The organism is Silvimonas terrae (genome assembly GCF_014202765.1).
Classification (GTDB): Bacteria; Pseudomonadota; Gammaproteobacteria; order Burkholderiales; family Chitinibacteraceae; genus Silvimonas; species Silvimonas terrae.
Genome location: NZ_JACHHN010000010.1, coordinates 103,741 through 122,519, shown reverse-complemented (window position 1 = coordinate 122,519; position 18,779 = coordinate 103,741). Strand labels below are relative to the sequence as shown.

At 59.8% G+C, this 18,779-nt stretch carries 19 protein-coding genes and 1 tRNA gene; 10 read left to right on the top strand and 10 right to left on the bottom strand.

Annotated elements, in window-relative coordinates; genetic code table 11:
* Positions 1 to 35: 35 nt before the first annotated feature.
* On the bottom strand, positions 36 to 2,795 hold the full coding sequence (gene ppc, locus HNQ50_RS19735) for a phosphoenolpyruvate carboxylase (protein WP_184102939.1): 2,760 nt from the start codon (positions 2,793 to 2,795) through the stop codon (positions 36 to 38).
* 109 nt (positions 2,796 to 2,904) lie between these two features.
* Here ppc and HNQ50_RS19730 point away from each other — a divergent pair, with 109 nt between their 5' ends.
* A complete protein-coding gene (locus tag HNQ50_RS19730) occupies positions 2,905 to 3,726 on the top strand; it encodes a PhzF family phenazine biosynthesis protein (RefSeq protein WP_184102938.1) in 822 nt (273 codons plus the stop codon).
* Between the two features lie 100 nt (positions 3,727 to 3,826).
* On the opposite strand, the gene HNQ50_RS19725 is transcribed toward HNQ50_RS19730, so the two are convergent.
* From HNQ50_RS19725 to HNQ50_RS19700, 6 genes are all read right to left on the bottom strand, one after another.
* Positions 3,827 to 5,182: a sigma-54-dependent transcriptional regulator gene (locus HNQ50_RS19725; protein WP_281386228.1), complete on the bottom strand. Its 1,356-nt coding sequence runs from the start codon at positions 5,180 to 5,182 to the stop codon at positions 3,827 to 3,829.
* A complete protein-coding gene (locus HNQ50_RS19720) occupies positions 5,154 to 6,836 on the bottom strand; it encodes a sensor histidine kinase (RefSeq protein ID WP_184102937.1) in 1,683 nt (560 codons plus the stop codon). Before HNQ50_RS19720 ends, HNQ50_RS19725 begins: the two co-directional genes overlap by 29 nt.
* Positions 6,837 to 6,897: 61 nt before the next feature.
* Complete coding sequence (locus tag HNQ50_RS19715; protein WP_184102936.1) at positions 6,898 to 7,404, bottom strand: RNA pyrophosphohydrolase; 507 nt, start codon at positions 7,402 to 7,404, stop codon at positions 6,898 to 6,900.
* A 167-nt stretch (positions 7,405 to 7,571) separates the two neighbouring features.
* Positions 7,572 to 8,360: a fused MFS/spermidine synthase gene (locus HNQ50_RS19710; protein ID WP_184102935.1), complete on the bottom strand. Its 789-nt coding sequence runs from the start codon at positions 8,358 to 8,360 to the stop codon at positions 7,572 to 7,574.
* Positions 8,360 to 9,307, bottom strand: a complete 948-nt coding sequence (gene ttcA, locus HNQ50_RS19705; protein ID WP_184102934.1) for a tRNA 2-thiocytidine(32) synthetase TtcA — start codon at positions 9,305 to 9,307, stop codon at positions 8,360 to 8,362. Before ttcA ends, HNQ50_RS19710 begins: the two co-directional genes overlap by 1 nt.
* A 114-nt stretch (positions 9,308 to 9,421) precedes the next feature.
* A complete protein-coding gene (locus HNQ50_RS19700; RefSeq protein WP_184102933.1) occupies positions 9,422 to 10,156 on the bottom strand; it encodes a pteridine reductase in 735 nt (244 codons plus the stop codon).
* A 113-nt stretch (positions 10,157 to 10,269) separates the two neighbouring features.
* Here HNQ50_RS19700 and HNQ50_RS19695 point away from each other — a divergent pair, with 113 nt between their 5' ends.
* The 5 genes from HNQ50_RS19695 (at position 10,270) to HNQ50_RS19680 (ending at position 13,789) form a co-directional block, all read left to right on the top strand.
* Entirely contained in the window at positions 10,270 to 11,439 is a 1,170-nt protein-coding gene (locus HNQ50_RS19695) for a class I SAM-dependent methyltransferase (RefSeq protein WP_184102932.1), read from the top strand.
* 77 nt (positions 11,440 to 11,516) lie between these two features.
* A tRNA-Met gene (locus HNQ50_RS19690) sits at positions 11,517 to 11,593 on the top strand.
* Positions 11,594 to 11,778: 185 nt separating this feature from the next.
* The gene (locus HNQ50_RS19685) at positions 11,779 to 11,997 is read left to right on the top strand and encodes a DUF4287 domain-containing protein (RefSeq protein WP_184102931.1); all 219 of its coding nucleotides are present in this window, start codon (positions 11,779 to 11,781) and stop codon (positions 11,995 to 11,997) included.
* Between the two features lie 125 nt (positions 11,998 to 12,122).
* Positions 12,123 to 12,257, top strand: coding sequence for a hypothetical protein (locus tag HNQ50_RS22425; RefSeq protein WP_281386227.1), 135 nt, complete (start codon positions 12,123 to 12,125; stop codon positions 12,255 to 12,257).
* Entirely contained in the window at positions 12,254 to 13,789 is a 1,536-nt protein-coding gene (locus HNQ50_RS19680) for a methyl-accepting chemotaxis protein (protein WP_184102930.1), read from the top strand. The genes HNQ50_RS22425 and HNQ50_RS19680 overlap by 4 nt, the downstream gene beginning before the upstream one ends.
* Before the next feature lie 19 nt (positions 13,790 to 13,808).
* Here HNQ50_RS19680 and HNQ50_RS19675 read toward each other — a convergent pair whose 3' ends face one another.
* Positions 13,809 to 14,375, bottom strand: a complete 567-nt coding sequence (locus HNQ50_RS19675; RefSeq protein WP_184102929.1) for a dihydrofolate reductase family protein — start codon at positions 14,373 to 14,375, stop codon at positions 13,809 to 13,811.
* 34 nt (positions 14,376 to 14,409) lie between these two features.
* Positions 14,410 to 15,375, bottom strand: a complete 966-nt coding sequence (locus tag HNQ50_RS19670; RefSeq protein WP_184102928.1) for a GGDEF domain-containing protein — start codon at positions 15,373 to 15,375, stop codon at positions 14,410 to 14,412.
* 240 nt (positions 15,376 to 15,615) lie between these two features.
* Here HNQ50_RS19670 and HNQ50_RS22515 point away from each other — a divergent pair, with 240 nt between their 5' ends.
* Positions 15,616 to 16,659, top strand: coding sequence for an HD-GYP domain-containing protein (locus HNQ50_RS22515; RefSeq protein ID WP_184102927.1), 1,044 nt, complete (start codon positions 15,616 to 15,618; stop codon positions 16,657 to 16,659).
* 66 nt (positions 16,660 to 16,725) lie between these two features.
* On the opposite strand, the gene HNQ50_RS19660 is transcribed toward HNQ50_RS22515, so the two are convergent.
* Positions 16,726 to 16,908: a hypothetical protein gene (locus HNQ50_RS19660; protein WP_184102926.1), complete on the bottom strand. Its 183-nt coding sequence runs from the start codon at positions 16,906 to 16,908 to the stop codon at positions 16,726 to 16,728.
* 298 nt (positions 16,909 to 17,206) lie between these two features.
* On the opposite strand from HNQ50_RS19660, the gene HNQ50_RS19655 reads away from it, so the two are divergent.
* The 3 genes from HNQ50_RS19655 (at position 17,207) to HNQ50_RS19645 (ending at position 18,766) form a co-directional block, all read left to right on the top strand.
* Positions 17,207 to 17,425, top strand: a complete 219-nt coding sequence (locus HNQ50_RS19655) for a hypothetical protein (protein WP_184102925.1) — start codon at positions 17,207 to 17,209, stop codon at positions 17,423 to 17,425.
* A 183-nt stretch (positions 17,426 to 17,608) separates the two neighbouring features.
* Complete coding sequence (gene kdoO / locus HNQ50_RS19650; RefSeq protein WP_184102924.1) at positions 17,609 to 18,487, top strand: Kdo hydroxylase KdoO; 879 nt, start codon at positions 17,609 to 17,611, stop codon at positions 18,485 to 18,487.
* Positions 18,488 to 18,499: 12 nt separating this feature from the next.
* The gene (locus tag HNQ50_RS19645; protein ID WP_184102923.1) at positions 18,500 to 18,766 is read left to right on the top strand and encodes a GlsB/YeaQ/YmgE family stress response membrane protein; all 267 of its coding nucleotides are present in this window, start codon (positions 18,500 to 18,502) and stop codon (positions 18,764 to 18,766) included.
* Positions 18,767 to 18,779 lie beyond the last annotated feature (13 nt).

Below are 18,779 nucleotides of genomic sequence, written 5' to 3'. Positions count from 1 at the left end.
TACAGCAGCGCCTCATACAGCAAGCGGTGGATCGATTAGCCGCTGTTACGCAGGCCGGCGGCAATCCCGTTGATGGTCAGATGCACAGCGTGTTGCAGTTCTTCGCTTTCATCGCCGGCACGCATGCGCTTCAGCAGCTCCACTTGCAGGTGGTTGAGCGGGTCCAGATACGGCAGACGGTTATCCAGGCTGCGCGCCAGCATCGGGTTATCGCCCAGCAGCTCCTTGTGGCCGGTAATGGCCAGCACGGCATCCACCGCGCGTTGCCATTCGTCACGGATACGGCCGAAGATGCGGCGGGCCAGATCCTGGTCACGCACCAGTTCCGAATAGCGCGATGCAATGGCGATGTCGGACTTGGCCAGGACCATTTCCATATTGGACACGGTCACCTGGAAGAACGGCCACTCGCTGTACAGTTCTTGCAAGACAGCCAGACCCTTGTCGCCGGTTTCGGCCAGATATTCAGCAATGGCCGTACCAAAACCGTACCAGCCCGGCAGCATCAGACGACACTGCGACCAGGAGAACACCCAGGGAATCGCGCGCAGATCGGCGATGCTGTTGGTGTTCTTGCGGGCGCTGGGGCGCGAACCAATGTTCAGGCTCGGGATTTCGTTGATCGGCGTGGCTTCACGGAAATACGTGATGAACTCCGGTGTCGCGTAGACCAGGTCACGGTAAGACTGGTAAGCGCGCAGCGACAGGCGTTCGGCCAGCTTGTGGCGTTCCGGCGTATCGACACCCGATTGTTCAGCCGACGGGAAGCTGGCTTCCAGCGTGGCAGAGATCATGATTTCCAGATTGCGGCGACCCACTTCGCGGTCAGCAAACTTGGAGGCAATGACCTCACCTTGTTCGGTAATCCGGATCTGACCATTCACGGAACCGGCCGGCTGCGCCACGATGGCATCAAACGCCGGGCCGCCACCGCGCCCCACCGTGCCGCCACGGCCGTGGAACAGGCGCATCTTGATGCCAGCGGCATCAAACACCTTCACCAGATTCAGCTCGGCCTTGTACAACTCCCAGTTGGACGTCATGTAACCGCCATCCTTGTTGGAGTCCGAATAGCCCAGCATCACTTCTTGCACCTGATCGCGACCGCCTACAATGGCCCGCCATTGCGGCAGGGCAAACAGGTCCGCCATGATCTGGCCGCTATTGCGCAAGTCCGCCGTGGTTTCAAACAGCGGAATGATGTTGATCTTGGCTTTGAGCGACGGCGCCAGCTGAATGATGCCGACTTCATTCATCAGCACGGCTACTTCCAGCATGTCGGACACCGACGCGCAGTTGGAAATAATGTAGTTCGGCAGCGCGTGCGAGCCATAGCGCGCCTGGATTTCCGCAGCCGCGTGATAGATATCGATTTCTTTTTGCACGTCTGCGCTGTAATCGATATACGGGCAGATCAGCGGGCGCGGGCTGGCCAGCTCACGCAGCAGCACAATGCGGCGGGAGGCTTCATCAAGCTTGCTGTAGTCCTCCAGACCGACCTTCTGGAACAGCTCGGTCAGCACCTTTTCATGCGTGGTGGAAATCTGGCGCATGTCGATCGGGGCCAGATGGAAACCAAACACCGACACCGCGCGCAGCAGACGACGCAGACGACCATTGGCCAGCTTGGCCGCGCCATGGGCCTTGAGCGAATTGGACACAATCAGCAGATCGCGTTCCAGTTCTGCCGCGCTTTCGTATTCCGGCGCGCGGGCGACATCATGCAGTTGATGATGGAAGGTACCAATACGCACTGCGGTCGCAAAAATACGCGCGGTAATGTGGCCGACCGCCAGACGGTACGGCTCTTCGGTCTTGCGCTCGTCTTCCGCCGCTTGTTCGGCCAGCCGTTGCAGCGACTGGTCAACCTGGACCAGACGTACCGACATGGAAAGTTCTGCGCCCAGCTTGGAACACTGCTGGTAGTAGTAATCTAGGGCAATGCCGGACTGGCGGGATACGGCATAGCGCATCACGTCGCCGGTCACGAACGGGTTGCCGTCACGGTCGCCACCGATCCAGGAGCCGACGTGAACAAAATTGGGCAGCTCAACATCTGCACCGGCCAGTTCGGCCAGACGATCTTCCAGGTCCACATACAGACGTGGCAGTTCATGCAGGAAGGTGCTGCGGAAATAGGTGGAGCCGTTTTCCACTTCATCCTGTACCTTGAGCTTGAAGGTACGGATTTCGCGGGTTTGCCACAGTGTAAGGACCACGCGCTCCAGCGCTTCGCGGTTGGCGCGCTCTTCTTCCGGCGTCATGGCATTGCGATCACGCGCCACCAGCAGTTCGGAAATGGCCGCGTGGCATTCCAGAATGGTCTTGCGCTTCACTTCCGTGGGGTGGGCAGTCAGCACCGGAGCGATCAGTGTGTCGCTCAACAGCGCCAGAATTTCAGCGGGTTTGATACCGCGTTCGATCAACGCCGTGACGGCGGCTTCGATGCTGCCACGTTGCGCTTCCGATCCATGCATTTTGTGGATGCGACGGCGGCGGTTATGATGCAAGTCCTCCGCTATATTGGACAGGTGCGAGAAATAACTGAACGCACGCACCAATGCCATGGCATTGTCCAGGTCAAGCGTGGAAAGCGTGCGCGCCAGGGTAATGCTGGCTTCCGGATCATGGCCTTCCACGTAGCGGATTGCCAGGTCCCGAATGGCGCCAATCTGGTCGGCGGCAGCATTGCTGGTTTGTTCACGGATCGTGTTTTCAAGCACGTCCGCAAGAATTTCGAGGTCGCGCGCCAGAGGCTGGTCTTTTTCGGCAATCAGTTCCAGAGCAGAAGACATGGGTTTCGCTATCAGAAAGGCGTTGATCGGACAGTTGGGACAAACCCCAGCATTGTAACAAATAACAATCGCTCCCCGTCGCAAATACGGGGTGAATCGTGATTAAAAAATGGTAAAAATTCCATTCCACCTGTTGAACATCTTTGGTGAGCGCCGTATGGGCGGCTGTCCTGTGGTCATCTGTGAGACCGCAAAACGCCCCGATCCGGCCGTGGCACAACGCCTCGCCTATCAATTCTGCGCACCGGAAACCGGTTTTCTGGAGACGCGCAGCCAATCCTGGACGGCTTATACGCCGCAACTGGCGCTCCCGTATTCCACGGCGGTCGCGCTGGGCGCGTCCAGCATTGCCGCGCAGATCGCCATTGGCGCACCGACCATTGGCTACAAGAAAAATGATCTGTGGTGGGTGCAGACCCCGGCCGGTCACGCCCGTTCGGCCCAGGTGGACAATCTGGCGCTGGCTGCGGCGCTGGGCCTGAATCCGGCGGATCTTTCCGGCCCGCTGTTGTGGGTGGACAGTGACTTCACGCAACTGGTGGTGCCGTTACGCGCCCGCCAGCATGTGCTGCAAGTGGCGCCACGGCTGGATTTGCTGATGTCCGCGCTGGGCAACCCGCACCAACTCTTGCAGATTGCCCTGTGGAGCAACGATGGCGAAGTGCTGACCTTGCGCGCCTTCACCGCCGATCCATTCCACCTGCAGGAAGACTTTGGCGCCGGCAGCGCCGCAGCGGCCATTGGTCACTGGTTCATTGCCAATGGCAATACGCCGCCATTCTCGTTCCGCATTGAACAGGGTCATACCATTCACCGCCGTATTTCGCCGCTGTCCGTGCTGTATCTGGATGTGGACGCACAGCGTCGCGTGGCTATTGGCGGACGGGTGTGGCAGTTGGGTGGGGGCGAGCTGGAAGTCGACGGAATCTGATCCCCGACGCCTCACCCCCAACGCAGGAAAAAAGCCCGGTGCATGCCGGGCTTTTTTGTCTGTGCAAATCCAGGTTTGCTTCATCTTCTCTTGCGCCGGATCACAAACCCAGCCGTTCCATCCGGTACCGGAATGAACGGAAAGTCACGCCCAGCACCTTGGCCGCTTGCGTGCGGTTGCCGCCGGTTTTTTCCAGCGCTTCCAGAATGGCCGCACGTTCAACCCGGTCCAGATAATCCTGCAAGTTGTCGGTGACTGCGCTGGCGCCTTCCTCCCGCATGGATTCCGTCGCCGGGGTGATTTGCAGATCATCAGCGGTAATGGTCTGGCCATCACACAGCGCCAGCGCGCGCTCCAGCATGTTTTCCAGTTCGCGCACATTGCCGGGGAACGCATAGTGGCGCAGCGCCGCCAGAGACTCGGACTCCAGCGCCGGGACCACCTGTCCGCTTTGCTGGGCCAGCCGGGCCAGCACATGCCGGGCAATCAGTTCCACATCTGCGCCCATCTCGCGCAGCGGCGGCATGTGCAGTTCGATCACGTTGAGGCGGTAATACAAATCCTGGCGAAAACGCCCGCTTTCCACACAACGCGCCAGGTTCTGATGGGTGGCGCTGATAATGCGTACGTCGACGGCTTCTTCTTGCGTTGCGCCCACCTTGCGCACTTTGCGCTCCTGAATGGCGCGCAACAGTTTGACCTGCATGGGCAGCGGCAAGTCGGCCACTTCATCCAGAAACAGCGTGCCGCCGTGTGCCGCCTGGAAAAACCCGTCACGATCCGCATCCGCCCCTGTGAAGGCCCCTTTGCGGTAGCCGAAAAACTCGCTTTCCATGAGGTTTTCCGGGATCGCCCCGCAGTTGACGGCCACAAACGGTTTTTCTGCACGGACCGACTGGGCATGGACCATGCGTGCCGCGCGCTCCTTGCCGGATCCCGATTCACCACTGACATAGACCGGTGCGGCGCTGCGCGCCAGCTTGTCGATCAGTTCCAGCACCTGTTTCATGGCAGGGGATTCACCCAGCAACATGCGGGCCGGGCCGGTGCTGGCGGATGCGACGGCTTCTTCATCCAGATTAAGGGCGGATTTGATCAGCGTGCGCAGTTGTTCCAGCGACACCGGCTTGGCCAGGTAGTCAAACGCGCCGGCCTTCAGGGCATCAACTGCGTTTTGCGTACTGCCATAGGCCGTGATCACCGCGACCGGGACATCGAGCTTCTTTTGCTGCACATAGCGGATGACGTCCATGCCATCGCCATCGGTCATGCGCATGTCGGTCAGGCAAAAGTCGTAACGCTGGCTATCCAGCCGCTGCCGGGCTTGGGCCACGCTGTTGGCGGTATCGACCGACAAGCCCATTTTCAGCAGGGTTAGCTCCAGCAGTTCTGCCAGATCGACTTCATCATCCACCACCAGAACGCGTTTATCCGTTCGTGTTTTTCTGGCCATCATTCATTCCGAAGGTAATGCGAAAACGCGCGCCTTTTTCCGGCGGCGCATACACCAGATGTGCGGCGTTGGCGGCGCAGATCTCCCGCGCAATATACAGACCCAGCCCGGTGCCTTTCGATTCTGTGGTGAAGAACGGCTCGAACAGTTGCACCTGCGCATCAGCGGGAACTGGCGGGCCATCGTTGTACACATCCAGCAGCCAGTGGCCATCGGCCAGCGTCACGGTAAAGGTCAGACTACCCTCACCCTGGCTGCAGTAGCGCCAGCCATTACGCGCCAGATTCCATAACACCTGATGCAAATGGCCGGGGTCGAACCGTATCACTACATCCGGCGGACAGAGAAGCGGCAGCGGCGGAGCGATCTTTTCTACCTGACGAAACTCATCCAGGAAGCTTTCCAGCCATTGCCCCAGGTTGATCTCGGTGATCTGCAGCCGGTCGCGCCGGTTCAGTTCCAGCACGTCACGCACCATACGCTCCAGCCGGCCGGCGTTGTCGCCGATAATCGCCGTCAGTCTTGTGTATAGCGGATCATCCGTCGTTTCTTCGGCCAGTAATTGCGCGGCATGGCTGATTGCAGAGAGCGGATTGCGGATTTCATGGGCCAGATTGGCCGTCAGCCGGCCCAGCGCGGCCAGCTTGAGTTGCTGGGATTCATGCCGCAGGCGGTCCATATCTTCCAGATACACCATCACATCACCCGGCGCCTGATCTGACAGACCCACCATGCGCAGGCGTAGCGTTTTCTGCGGGCGCCCGCCCGCCACCAGTTCGGCCACCCGGGTGCGGTCCATTTGCCAGGCAGCCACCGCTTCGGCCAACCGGGGCAAGGGCTCGGCCACCAGATCACCAATCAGCAGGCTGCGCCCGGTCAGTTGCTCGGCGCGCTCATTGAACTGGCGGATATGCCCAAGACTATCAACCACGACCACGCCATCGGAGATGTCTTGCAAGATGCGCTGGTTCACTTGCGCCAGGTTCTGCAAATCCACCCCTCGCTGTTCAGCCAGCTTTTCACTGGCCTCGGCGGTGCGGGACAAGCGGTGTCCCAGCCAGGCCACCGCAAAGCAGGCCACGCACAGCAAGGCCGGGGTGAAGTTTTCATCGAACGACGACTGGAATGCCACCACCCGCCACAGTTGCTCGATCAGCAGCGCAATACTGGCTACAGCGGCGTGGAACAAGGTCATGCGTCCGCGCGAAATCAACCCCGCGGCCGCCAGATAGGGCAACAACAGGATACCCAGGCCGCTTTTCACCCCGCCAAACAAATCCATCAAGCTCACAAGGAAGATCACATCCGTGACCACCTGCACACTGAGCTGGATTTCAAAACCGGGTTTACGTTTGGTGATGGTCAGCGCAAACAGGCCAACCAGCACAAGATCACCCGCCACCAGCCACAAAAAAGGCTCACGCAGGCCGGGGTCAGTCACAAAACGGTGGGAAAAAACGGCAATACTGAGAATCAGCCCGACAACGCATAGCAGGCGGAAAAGATTGAGCACGGCCAGCGAGCGCCAGTGCATTTCCGGGGTGGAATGGGCGGGTGTGTCCGGCATGGCGTGGGCCTTCTGTTGTGCCTTGTTGCCTGGCCCAACCGGGCCATTGTCGAAATCCGGGAAGAAAACCGGCCCGGGCAAGATGGCCAAAGCAGCCACCCTGCCTTGGGGCCGGGTCAGTGATGCAGCGTACCGCTTGCCAGCACCGTGCTCAGGTCGATGAAGAAGGCGGCCGACGATCCGGCGCGCGATCCAGAAAACGCGACAACTCCGACAACGCAGCTTCATACACGCCACGTTTGAACTCGATCACGGCCTCCAGCGGCGACCACCATTCGTTCCAGCGCCAGGCGTCGAATTCGGGGTGGTTGGTGCGGCGCAGGCAGACATCAGAGTCATGTCCCTTAAGCCGCAGTAAAAACCAGATCTGTTTTTGTCCTTTATAAGTACCGCGCCATTCGCGGCGGACCCAGTTGGTCGGCACATCATATTTCAACCATTCGCGCGTGCGACCGATGATTTCGACCTGTTGCGACGACAGGCCGACTTCTTCCATCAGCTCGCGGAACATGGCTTGTTCCGGTGTTTCACCCTGTTTGATCCCACCCTGCGGGAATTGCCAGGAATGCTCGCGTACGCGTTTTCCCCAGAAAACCTGATTCCTTTGGTTGATGATGATGATGCCGACGTTCGGACGATAACCGTCTCGGTCGAGCATGGGTAATACCTTGTTAAACTTTGGTTAACCCCGATTTTTCCACATCCGCCAAGGCTTGGAAACCAGCAAATGCGATCCGGCGCTGCAAAGCGCGGTTTTATCGGGGACGGGGCAGGCCTGAATACGCTGTCATGACGTGCTGCGATGCGGGTCGCAGCATTTTGCAATCAAATGAAGATCTTGCGGTCGTTGTGTGGATTCAAGCGCGCCAGGTCACTGACGAACTCGTCAAATTCCAGTCCGTACCGGGTTTTGAGTGCGATTGCCCGCTCCGCCAGCGTGGCCCAGGCGGGGTTGTTCTGGCCTCGCACAAAGCAAAATGCCAGCACATTGCCCTTTTGCCGGGCTGGCAAGAGCAGGATGCGTTCATTGAAAGCGGCACTCAGACGGTCCCGGTAGGTCTCAAAGCGCCGGTCTGATCCCCACAGATTCACCACCAGCACGCCGTTTTCGGTCAGCCGGTCGCGGCAGGCGCTGAAAAAGTCCGCTCTCGCCAGGGGTTCGGCAATGCCGGAGGCCGAATAGGCATCCATCATGATCAGCTCGGTTGAGGCGTCCGGCATGGCGTACACGTGCGCCGCGCCATCGCCCACCACCACTTGCAGGTGATCATCATCCATCGGCAACTGGAACATGGAACGCGCCACGGCCACCACTTGCGGGTGCAATTCCACTGCAGTCAGCCGGGTGGCGGGCATTTTTTCGTGCATCCACTTGGCAATCGAACCGCCGCCCAGACCAATCAGCAGCGCATCACGCGGCTCGGGGTTGAACAGCAGAAAACCAAACAGGCAGCGGGTGTAGGCCAGTACGAGTTCCAGCGGGTCACTGACGCGCATGGCGCTCTGTGTGTCATCGCCGCCAAAGTGCAGCTTGCGGATGCCCAGCGAGTCCGAAATGTCGATCTGGATCTCTTCGTGTGCGGCCGGGCTGATGCGTTTTGAGCGGAACAGCATCAGAAATCACCGCAGCCGCTATCCTGGGCATCGCCATCCGGCTTGCTGGCCAGGATATTGATGCGGCCGGGTTCGCTGAACTGGTCGCGGTCAAACGCCTTGTCGCCATCTTCACGCGCAATGCCATCGGCCTTGGCGTTCTTGAAGTCATACAAGCGGGTATCTGCCAGGTGCGAAGGCACCACGTTCTGCATGGCGCGGAACATGCTCTCGATCCGGCCAGGAAAACGCTTGTCCCAATCCTTGATCATCTGCCCCACCACTTCCCGTTGCAGGTTGGGCTGGCTGCCGCACAGATTGCACGGAATGATCGGGAACTGCCGGGCTTCGGCGTAGCGGACGATGTCTTTCTCCCGGCAGTACGCCAACGGGCGGATCACCACATGCTTGCCATCGTCACTCACCAGTTTGGGCGGCATGGACTTCATCTTGCCGCCGTAGAACATGTTCAGGAACAGCGTTTCCAGAATGTCTTCCCGGTGATGGCCCAGCGCGATCTTGGTGGCGCCCAGTTCATCGGCCACGCGGTACAAAATGCCGCGACGCAGGCGCGAACACAGGCCACAGGTGGTTTTGCCTTCCGGCACCACGCGTTTGACGATGGAATAGGTGTCTTCTTCGATGATGTGATATTCGACCCCCAGCGCCTTGAGGTATTCCGGCAGCACATGCTCCGGAAAACCGGGCTGTTTCTGGTCCAGGTTCACCGCCACAATGCTGAAATTGATGGGCGCAGAACGCTGCAAACCCATCAGGATGTCCAGCATGGTGTAGCTGTCTTTACCGCCAGACAGGCACACCATCACCTTGTCGCCCTCTTCGATCATGTTGAAATCGTTGATGGCGTCGCCCACACCGTGGCGCAGCCACTTGGTGAGCTTGTTGAAATTGTATTGCTGCTTTTTTTCCGCCTCAGTCAGGGCGATGGTCTCAGTTGCTGCATTCATGGCTAGAAGCTCGCGGGGCGCATATGGCGTGGTTAGCCGTATGCGCCCCGTTGGATAGATGGTTGAATTGACGGCGATTTTACCCGAAATCGGCCCCGTTCGGCCATGCCCGGGTTACAGCACCACGCTGCGCCCGCCGTCTACCGGCAAGATCACGCCGGTGATATAAGGCGCTTCCAGCAAAAAGTGGATAGCCTGCGCCAGGTCTTGCGGCGTGCCCGTGCGGCCCAGCGGGATACTGGCCTCAATCCGTGCGCGCTCTTGCGCATCAAACACGCTGTCATGATCGGGCCAGAGATTGGAGCCCGGCGCCACCGCGCTTACGCGCACTTGTGGCGCCAGTTCCCGCGCCAGCGAGCGCGTCATGGCCACCAGCCCGGCCTTGGCGACCGTGTACAGCGTGTGCTCTGGATAGGGGCGTTCGGCGTGGATATCCGCAATGCTGACAATGGCGCCATGCGTTTCCCGCAGGGCAGCGACAGCCGCTTGCGCCAGAAAAATCGGGGCCTTGAGGTTAGAGCCCAGAAGATCCTGCCAGGCCTCTTCGGTAAACTGGCCCACCGGCGTGGGAAAGAACGACGAGGCATTGTTGACCAGCGCATCCAGCCGGCCAAAGTGCGCCTGCACGGCCGTGATCAGTGCGGGTAATCTGGCCGTATCCAGCAAATCAGCCTGGAACAGCGCCACCGAACCCGGTCGCTGCGCGTTCAGTTCATCGACCAGCGTCTGCGCTTGCGCCGCAGAGCTACGATAATGCAACGCTACGCGCCAGCCGCGTTCATGCAAGTACCGGACAATGCCCGCCCCAACCCGGCGCGCGCCTCCAGTGACCAGCGCCACCTTCTCCATGCAGTTTCTCCGTTTACCCGGCCCCGGCGGATAGCGCCAGGCCAGATCACCACATTTGCATTAGAATTGGCAACGGGATAACCCCTCTGCCACTGTGTAATTCTGCTGCCCACATGACTCTGCCGCAACTTCCATCCGCCACACCCGAAGCCCTTGCCGCCAGCGAGCAGCTGGTCAACCGCATCAAACAGGCGATTGACGATGCCGGCGGCTGGCTGTCATTCAGTGATTACATGCGCCGCGCGCTGTATGAACCAGGTCTGGGTTATTACTCCGGCGGAGCCACCAAATTTGGCGAAGCAGGCGACTTTGTCACCGCGCCAGAACTCTCGCCCCTGTTTGGCGCTTGCCTTGCGACCACGACCGCCCAGGTGCTGCAAGCACTGGGCACCGGTGACGTACTGGAGTTTGGTGCCGGCACCGGCAAGCTGGCTGCCCAGATACTGACAGAACTGGAGCGCCTGGACACCCTGCCGCGCCATTACTACATTGTGGACCTGTCTGCCGAGCTGAAAGAGCGTCAGCGTGCCACCCTGCAAACACTGGTCCCCCATCTGGCCGAGCGGGTGATCTGGCTGGATACACTGCCCGTCATGTTCAACGGCATGGTCATTGCCAACGAAGTGTTCGACGCCATCCCCTGCGCGCTGGTTTACCGCAACGACAACGGCGCGCTATTTGAACGCGGCGTGGTCTGGCGCGACAACGTTCTGGCCTTTGACGATCAACCCATGGCCCAGGGCGGGTTGCACGATGCGGCCATGGCGCTGGACCTGCCCGGCGACTATCTGACCGAAATCCAGCCCGAACTGCCCGGCTTCATGGCCAGCGTGGGCGAGATGATTGAACGCGGCGCCGCACTATTTATCGATTATGGTTTTCCAGCCATGGAGTATTACCACCCGGAGCGCCGTCAGGGCACGCTGATGGCGCACTACCGCCACCACAGCCTGACCGATCCGTTCTACTTGCCCGGCCTGGCCGACCTGACCTGTCATGTCGACTTTTCTGCCGTCTACCATCATGCAGACCAGCATGGCTTGCAACTGGAAGGCTATGTCTCGCAAGCACAGTATCTGCTGAACTCCGGCCTGACCGCCCGCCTTGCCGCCGTAGGTGCGGACAACGTCAAGCAATATGCGCCCGTGGCCGCAGCCGTCCATAAGCTAACCAGCCCGGCCGAGATGGGCGAACTCTTCAAAGCCATTGCGTTCTCCCGCAATCTGACCTTACCCACCCTGCTGACCGGGTTCGAGCGCGGCGACGATTCGTACAAGCTGTAAATCAGCCTTTTGCGGATTATTTTTGCATATCCCGCTTGACAGGTTCCGCGCGTGCATTCAGAATCGCCGGCTCTCATGGCTATGTAGCTCAGTCGGTTAGAGCACAGCACTCATAATGCTGGGGTCGCAGGTTCGAGTCCCGCCATAGCCACCAGAATTTCTTCAACGGTTTTACCGCTGAAGTACTAAAAAACCCCGTCCAGCTTCGGCTTGCGGGGTTTTTTGTTTTCCGCCGCGCGCCGCCTCACCAAACAGCCAGCCTGTTTTTGGCAAAACCGCCCCGCATCGTGTATTTCTGAACCACCGCACCACCGGCTCCCAGAGGCCCAGGAATCCATCATGACCGCAGAAAAGAAAGTCACCGGCCCCGCCTCCTATTTCCCGTCCATTGAGAAAACCTACGGCCAGCCCATCTCTTACCGGCTGGAGATACTGGACGGCATGCGCGGCCAGCAGCATATGGAAATGGTCGCCGCGCTCAAATCCGGACACGGCCTTGGGCATGGCCATGCCAATGCGTTGGTGGCGTACTGGCGCGCGCAACGCGATCCAGCCTGAAGCTGTATTGGCGGCCAGGCGCCCACCTGTCTGATCCGGCCATTTGCACTGACCTGCGGTTGATCTACAACCGTAGAGAGGACGTATGTCTCTGCGTCAGACCGTCTCTCAGGGAGAAAACAAAAATGGATAAACAACGCAGGCGTCAGGCCTTGCTGTGGCTTGGGATTGCCGCATGGGTCGGTATTTCGGTGGCCGTGCTGGTCAAAGATGAAATCAAAAACATGATTCCTGGCGGTTGGTGCCGGAGCATCAAATGAACGCGCGCGCCAACCTGGATGACATTCCGGTCATTGCTGACTTGCTGACGACCGTTCGGGCGACCTCAGACCGCATTTTGCTGCTGGTCAACACCGCGTACTGGGTGGTGACGCTGGTCCAGTCCTTCATCACCGGCCGCATGCTGGCGGTGTGGCTAGTGGGGCTGCCGGCGGTGATCATTCCGTTTCTGGTCGCCGCCCGCCAGCGCGGCTCGCTCACCTGCCGCTGTGTGGTGGCCATTGCGCTGATGTTGCAATCGACGGTTTCCATTGCCACCTCTGGCGGCGCGATCGAGGCGCATTTCGGGGTATTCGTGGTACTGGGCTTGTTGCTGGCTTACTTTGACTGGCGACCCATTGTCCTGGCGGCCGTGGTCATTGCCGTGCATCACCTGGCGCTCAACTTCAGCGCAGTGCTGGGCATGAAGCTGGTGTTGTTCCAGGAAGGGCCTTCGTTTACCCGGGTGGTGATCCATGCCGCCTATGTGGTGGCAGAAGCCGGCATGCTGGCCTGGCTGGCGGTACGCATTGAAGGCGCACTCAAGGCCAGCGCCTTTATGGGCCGCTTTGCCGCCAGCGCCGCGCAGGGTGATCTGACCCTGACTTTTCCGCCTGATTTGCTGGAAATCAGCCCCATGCTGCGCTCCGGCCAGATCATGCAGACGCGGATGACCCAGGCTCTGCATGCCGTCCAGGGCACCGCCGGCACCGTGGTCGATGTGGCGGGGGCGCTCTCCAGCGACAGCGCCCGTCTGGAGGCCGGGGTTCAGAGCCAGGTGGATGAAACGGCCGCCATGGCGGAGGCTTTGCAACAGATCAACCAGGGCATTGCCCAAGTCACGCGGGAGGCCGATGCGGCCAGCAGCGCCATCCTGGCGGCTGTCGAAATGGCCGCCGCCGGGGAAGCCGCCAGCGTGGGCGTGAACGAAGACCTGAATGCCATCAGCGGCACCATCAACGGCGTGGCGCAGCAGATTGGCGTGCTCAAGAAAAGCACGGATGAAGCGATGGCCATTGTTGATCTGATCAAAGAGATCACCGAACAGACCAATCTATTGGCGCTCAACGCGGCCATTGAGGCCGCCCGTGCGGGCGAGCATGGCCGCGGGTTTGCAGTGGTCGCGGACGAAGTGCGCAAACTGGCTTTCAAAACCACCGAGGCAACGGTATCGATCCGGGACTCCATGAACGCCATTGCCCAAAGCATGGATGGCACGCACGATGCCGTCGTCAGCGCGCTGGACAAAGTACGCAACGGGCTGGAGAAATCCGGCACCGCCCGCAACACCATTGCGGAAATGGCGCAAAACACTTCGTCAACGGAAACCACCGTGCGTGAGATGGCGGCGGCACTCCAGGTGCAATCCCACTCTGCCACCGTGGTGGCACAGCGGCTGGATCGCGTTGCAGCACAAGCGCACGCGGCCCATCAGACACTCACCGAGGTAGCCAGCCTGATCCAGCGCCTTAAGCAGCAAGCCGACGATATGAACGCGCATACGCGGTTTTTCCGCATCGCAGGTCAAGCATGAGAGAACACCTGAGGCTGGCTTAGTGCGCCGGCTGGTAACACAGCAACACGTTACCATTGGCAAAATTGCGTGAACGCGTGAGTTTGAGGGGGACCGGGTGGGTCAGCCCTTCAAAGATGGTCCGCCCGCCCCCCAGCACCACCGGGTTGACGGAGACCTGAAACTCGTCAATCAGGCCAGCCTGCGCCAGTTGGGCAATCAGGCTGCCGCTGCCCAGAATGCACATGTCCTTGCCGGACTGCTGCTTTTGCTCACGGACCCAGTGCAACAGATCGGACTTGATCAGTTGCGTGTTCTGCCAGGAAACCGCGTCCAGCGAGCGAGAGAACACCACCTTAGGCAGGCTGTTCATATGCCGGGCAATCAGCGGATCATTGGCTGCGGCCAGCGGTGTGGGCCAGTAACTCACCATCATGTCGTAGGTCACACGGCCAAACAGCAAAAGCGCTTCGCCAGACACATTATCCGCCACGAAAGCGTTCCACTCTGCATCCTGGGTATCGTGGTGGGCCCAGCCCATATCGCCGTCGCTACCGGCAAAGTAGCCATTCACAGTCAACTGGATAAACGCGATCAATCTGCGCATGACGGGTCCTCTTTACGCGGTGTCACGCTGCCTGTCAGCGTTTGCGCAAGGCTTGCTTGTGGGCATACATGGCAGCGTCAGCCTCCGCCATCATGGTCGAAAAGGCCTGATGCCGGGTGGCGTCAAACGCGGTCACACCGACGCTGAAATGCAAATCATACCCGCGCTGCAGACGCGCATTGAGTTCATCCAGCTGATGTTGCAGGCGCGCAATAATCTCTCTGGCACGCATTTCGTCGGCATCGTTGAGCAGTACCAGAAACTCATCGCCCCCAAGCCGGCCCACCGCATCGCTCTCTCGCAGGCCGTGCCGCAGGAACCCGGCAAACTCCATCAATGCCTGATCGCCCTCGGCATGACCAAACTGATCGTTGATTTCCTTGAAATCGTTCAAATCAAAAAACAGCAAGGTGGCCGGTTTGCCCATGCGCCGGCATACCCCCAGCGTATAAGCGGCCAGCGCCTCAAACCCGCGCCGGTTCACAAGGCGCGTCAGTTCGTCCAGCGTTGCCAGTTGCTGGGCAATGAGTTCTTGCTCGGCAATCCGCCCCAGATCGTGCAACAGCGTACGCTCTTCGTCATCCAGCAGACGCGGATGCTGATCCATCAGGCACAGCGAACCGACGCGCACGCCGTTCTCCACCTTGAGCGGATAGCCTGCATAAAAGCGGATAAAAGGCGGCCCGGTCACCAGCGGGTTGTCGGCAAAGCGCGGGTCATCCTGGGTGTCGGGAATCAGAAAAATGGCGTCATCCAGAATGGCATGACCGCAAAATGAGGTGTCACGAGGCGTCTCGCCAGCGGCGCCACCGACACAAGATTTGATCCACAAGCGCTCACTATCGACCAGTGTCACCATCGACACCGGGACGCGGAAAATCCGCCGGGCCAGCCGGGTCAGTCGATCAAACCGTTCTTCCGGCGCGGTATCCAGAATGCGTAGTGAGCGCAATGTGGCAAGCCGGACCATTTCATCCGGCGGCGTGGCAGGAACAAGCATGAGCGCGCTCGCAGGTACACAACTTGGGCCCAGCATAGTGCACATTGCCATCCTTGCAGCACAAACCGTGCAGGTGAAGGGCTGCAAGGGGCATCCCGGGGGCTTTGCACCTGTAAACAGAGGCAGACCGGGCCAGAATCCGTTGGCATCCGGCGCGCAATTGCATATATCGATAATGAAAGGGACATCACCTTGCCCCGTCCAGAAGACTCCGATCGCACAATTGGCCCGGACTCAACCGTGAAACTTTATCTGCCCGATCATATTTTTATCCGCAACCGCGTCATTCAGCATGGCGAACTGGATTTCCGGCTGGAGCCGCGTTTTCTGGACACCCTGACCGCCAGCGCACGGGCCGATGCCAGTGGCACCTTGCCTGCAATGGCCACGCACACCCTGCTGGAAGTGATCGCACTGGCGCAGCACCTGGCGCCGTTGATGCGCCAGGCCCCCGGGCATCTGACGCCAGAGCAACTTAACCCGCTGGTGGAACGCATCAATCTGGTGGCCCAACGCAGCCCGGATGGTTGTATTGCCGCCATTTTGCTGTGCCCATGGCAGGATTACACCGCGCACCACGCCATCAACAGCGCCTTGCTGGCGTGCCGGCTGGGGCAGATGCAGGGCTTGTCTGATGCCGACCGGGACATGCTGATGCTGGCAGCACTCACCATGAATGTCGGCGCGGTGGCCTTGCACAATGAACTGGCGGTGCAAGACGCACCGCTTTCCACCAGCCAGCGCCAGGTGCTCAATGCCCACCCGCTGATCAGTTCTTGCCTGTTGCGCGCCGGCGGGTTTGATCTGCGCCGGCTGCACACGCTGGTGCTGACTCATCACGAACGGCTCGATGGCCGGGGCTATCCATTTCATTTGCGCGGCAGCGAGATCGACCCGTTGGCGCACACGCTGCACGTACTCGATATTGTGATCGCCAAACTGATGCCACGCGGCTATCGCAGCCGCCTGCCGGCTCGCCAGGCGCTGGCGCAGGTTTATGCCAAATCGCGCGAACAGCTAGACGCCAACCTCACCACGCAACTGGTCAAATTGTTCGGCGTTTATCCCAGTGGCAGCTTTGTCACGCTGGAAAACGGCCAGACTGCGCTGGTCGTCAAACAATCCGAATCTGCGGACAAACCACTGGTGGCGCTGCCAGGCAACCCGCAACAGATGCTCGATACCAGCGCGCCAGGCCGGCAGATTGCCGAGAGCATTGCCTCACAACCCGGGTTGAGGCACTTTCCGTCTTTGGTGCCATTCTGGCCGCTGGCCGCAAGCTGAGGCGGACATGAAAAAACCCCGCCAGGGCGGGGTTTTGCGGGTGAGATTCGTACAAGCCGGCAAGCGTCAGAAATCCTTACCCTCGGTAGAACGACGGGTTTCCAGCATGTCTTCCAGCTGCCGGCGGCGAAGCGTCTTGGCCCGGTTGGCACTGGCAATGGCCTCTTCACTGGGCCCGCGTCGTTTGGGTTGCGGCTTGTCCTGCGCGCCCTCTCCTGCTTCTTTCGCAAGGACTTCTTCTGCATTCATGGCATTACTCCCCTTAGCAAGACAATCCGTCATTTCATATTGAGAGACGTCTGAATTCGTCAGCAACTATTGACGCACAATATATTTGACACGGCAACCGATGCCGGCTATGGTGCGTCCTCTGACTCAGTTCAGGTGCAGTTCCAGGTATTCCTTGTTTGTACTTCTTTCTGGCTTAAAACGCCTGTCGCAAGTCCCGACGTACCCCACACTTCGCAGCTCCTGATAGTCAGTCCACCAGATCGTTACCCGATCTGAAAAAAGCAAAATACATACCGACTTTTGAAAGGAGCCCATTGTGGCCAATATCCATCATTTCGACTTCAACGTTGAAGTTCGTCCCGTTCCCATTGGCGCCGGTCTTGCCGGCTGGTACCAGATCGTTCGTTGTGAAGGCGATCGCCGCATTCCCGTCACCGACTGGCTGCGCGTTCCTGGCCGTCCGGCTGGCATCGTGCATCACGCAGTCCACTCGGCACGGCAACGTGCCAGCGTGCATCTGCGCAAAATGAGCTAATCCACGAGAGTAACACCTTCTGCGGGCAAAATCCCGTCAGCGCGTGCCGCATTGCATATAAAGCGGACACTGACAAAGCGCCCTGCCGTAAGCACCTGGTGCAAAGTGCCGCACCGGTTACCGGCAAAAGCGCGCCTGGCTTGTTGTACCATGCGGGTCTGAACTTCTTTGGAGACCCGCGCCATGGCCAGCCAGATCATTACCGTCAACGCCGCCTGCCCGCCGTTTGATCCCCCGCGTGAAACACTGCTGGCCGCTGTAGAAGCAGGCCAGGTGCTGTTTTTTCCGCAGGGCGGGTTTACGGTGGCCGAAGCGGAAAAACGGTTGCTGGACCCGGCGATTGCCGATCCGGAACGCAAGAACATCAGCCTGGATCAAGCCAACGGCAAACTCCATGGCGTGCTGGGTGGCGCGGACAACGAAAACGCAGTCCGGGAACTGATCACCCGTTACTTCAATACCGCAGATAACCTTGTGCGCGCACTGTTTCCGGAATACACCGGCAAGCTCAGAACCGCGCCGACCAGCCTGCGCTTGCATCGCGTGGAAACCCGCCAGACCTCCTGGCGCAAGGACGATAGCCGCCTGCACGTGGACGCCTTCCCGTCACGCCCCAATTATGGCGAGCGCATCTTGCGGGTGTTCACCAATGTAAACCCCAATGGCGAACCCCGCGTCTGGCGTGTGGGCGAACCGTTTGGCGACATGGCAAAGCGCATGCTGCCCCGCGTACCGCGCCAGTGGCCCGGCTCCGCCGCACTGATGGCCGCCCTCAAGATCACCAAGCGCCCGCGCAGTGCTTATGATCACATCATGCTGCACCTGCACGACGCCATGAAAGCGGACTTGACCTACCAGAAAGAATGCCCACAAGAGACCATGGCCTTTCCGCCGGGTTGCATCTGGGTCTGTTTTTCTGACCAGGCATCGCACGCGGTCATGTCCGGACAATTCATGATGGAACAAACGTATTTCCTGCCGGCCCGTGACATGGCCGATCCGGCCCGTGCGCCGCTGGCCACACTGGAAAAAATCACCGGCCGCGCGCTGGTTCAAGGCTGACAAAGGACAACCGTGGGCTGGATACTCACATTGCTGGTGGGCGCTTTCATTGGCTGGATTGCCGGCAAGGTCATGGACACCGGCACGCAGCAAGGCTGGGTGCTCAATATGCTGATCGGGATCATCGGCTCGGCCCTGGGTCGCTGGTTGTTTGGCGATGTGCTGCATATTGGCGCCGCCTGGCGGGCGGGTCATTTTTCGCTGGCCGGTATTGCGTTCGGCGTGCTGGGTTCTGCCGTGTTGATCGCCATCCTCAAGTGGTTGGGTGTACTGCGCTGACCACAACCACGTG